Annotated in this window: 1 protein-coding gene and 2 pseudogenes; all 3 read right to left on the minus strand. The window is 41.4% G+C overall.

Annotated features, from left to right (window positions below; translation table 11 throughout):
• Positions 1-348, minus strand: a pseudogene (locus tag KH943_RS10020) (DNA polymerase III subunit delta); the annotation flags it as partial.
• Positions 349-432: 84 nt separating this feature from the next.
• Positions 433-939 (minus strand): LPS-assembly lipoprotein LptE, encoded by a 507-nt coding sequence (locus KH943_RS10025; RefSeq protein WP_304110436.1) that lies wholly within the window; start codon positions 937-939, stop codon positions 433-435.
• 102 nt (positions 940-1041) lie between these two features.
• A pseudogene (locus KH943_RS10030) lies at positions 1042-1737 on the minus strand (class I tRNA ligase family protein); the annotation flags it as partial.
• Positions 1738-1817 lie beyond the last annotated feature (80 nt).

The raw sequence follows: 1817 nt of genomic DNA on the forward strand, positions 1-1817 counted from the left end.
AAATTTAGGTAAGCTGAAAATCAGCAATAAATCACTATGAGCAAGCTGGCTAAGGGTTTCTAGGTGTTTGGCAATTGCAGCGGTCAGATTTTCAGGTAAGTTGAGGATGATGATTTGACGATTAAAAAACAGCCCCATTGATTGTGCCATTTCAAAAGTTTCATCCCATTTGGTGTCATTTCCCACGGTAATATCGGTCTTTTCATCAAAACCTTGTGTGCGAGCGGTGTGAATAATCAGATCTTTACTTTCATTAAGCAGGAGTAAATCGCTACCTGTAAGCAGATAGAACGGAGAGAGGTTTTTAGAGAGTTGCTGAGAAAGTGCTTCTGGGAAAAGTTTTAGCATAAGCGTTAAATCTAGTCTATCTTTCTGTAGGGTAGGCTTTCAACCCACCAGATAATAAAATGGTGGGCAAAGCCCACCCTACTTTTATTTTTGTTGATTAAGCTCTTTATGCAGCCCCGCCATTTTGATAATCAATTGGCGAGAAGCTTGTTGATACATATCTCGCATAATCATCTCTTGTTCAGCAGATTTTGCCAATGCCGCACGAGAATCATCAAAGAAGGTACGATGCACAGAAACTTCTAAAGGATAAGCACCTTTATTTGGCACATCAATAATCGCTTGAACGGTTAAGCTTAATAATTTTTCGGCTTCACGTGCTTGTTTAAAGACCGAAACCACTTTGCTGCTAGTTGAAGCATTTACTAAACGTAATTTAGCAATATTCTCTTGTCCTTTTACCAAAGTAACATCATTTAATTGAAGTTGTTGGCGAAGTGTGCGTGAAATATCGCTATGCTCATCAGCACTTTCAAACGCCAATGTGCGAAGTTCTTGGGGTATAACCTCGTTGTTTTTGAAATGCCAGCCACAAGCTGAAAGTGTTGCTACTGTTGCCACAAGCAGTAATGTTTTGATTGATTTAATCATAAAAATTATCTTTATTATAGGGTGTCTGTGAAATGTAAACATTTCAAGCGTGTGTAAAAATGGTGCGTGGGTTCTCAACCCACACACCCTACAAACTACAGATTATGATTTCACTACCACATTCAACAATTTACCTGCCACATAAATCACTTTGACGATTTGTTGGCCGTCAGTAAATTTCTTCACGTTTTCATCAGCAAAAGCGATAGTTTTTACGGTTTCTTCATCCGCATCTGCTGCCACAGTGACTTTACCACGTACTTTACCATTTACTTGTACCACAATAAGTTTTTCATCTTCTACCATTGCTGTTTTATCGGCTTTCACCCATTCTGCGGTGTCGATGTTGCTTTCGTTGCCCAAGGCTTTCCACAACTCAAAACAGATGTGTGGTGTGATTGGGTAAAGCATACGCACTACGGCGCTTAATGCTTCTGCCATTACTGCGCGATCTTGTTCACTTTCAAGTGGTGCTTTGGTGAGTTTGTTCATCAACTCCATAATGGCTGCAATCGCGGTGTTGAAGGTTTGGCGGCGACCAATATCATCGCTCACTTTCGCGATGGTTTTGTGTACTTCACGGCGAAGGGCTTTTTGATCTGCAGAAAGTGCGCTCAAATCTAGGCTAGTTTTTGCTGGATTTTGTTGATATTGATATACCAAATTCCACATACGGCCTAAGAAGCGTTTTGCCCCTTCCACGCCAGACTCTTGCCATTCAAGGGTCATTTCCGCAGGCGATGCAAACATCATAAACAAACGAACTGTATCCGCACCGTATTTTTCCACCATTTCTTGTGTGCCACCAATACATCCGATTGTTGCAGGATGATATCCTTGCGGTCGCTCAGGTCGTGTGTGGCGATTATCTCATCGGG

This window comes from Haemophilus parahaemolyticus (assembly GCF_018373095.1).
Lineage (GTDB): Bacteria > Pseudomonadota > Gammaproteobacteria > Enterobacterales > Pasteurellaceae > Haemophilus_A > Haemophilus_A parahaemolyticus_A.

Bases quoted from the DNA above. Each gene is read 5' to 3' on its own strand.
- KH943_RS10025 (WP_304110436.1), bottom strand. From the start codon at position 939: ATGATTAAATCAATCAAAACATTACTGCTTGTGGCAACAGTAGCAACA.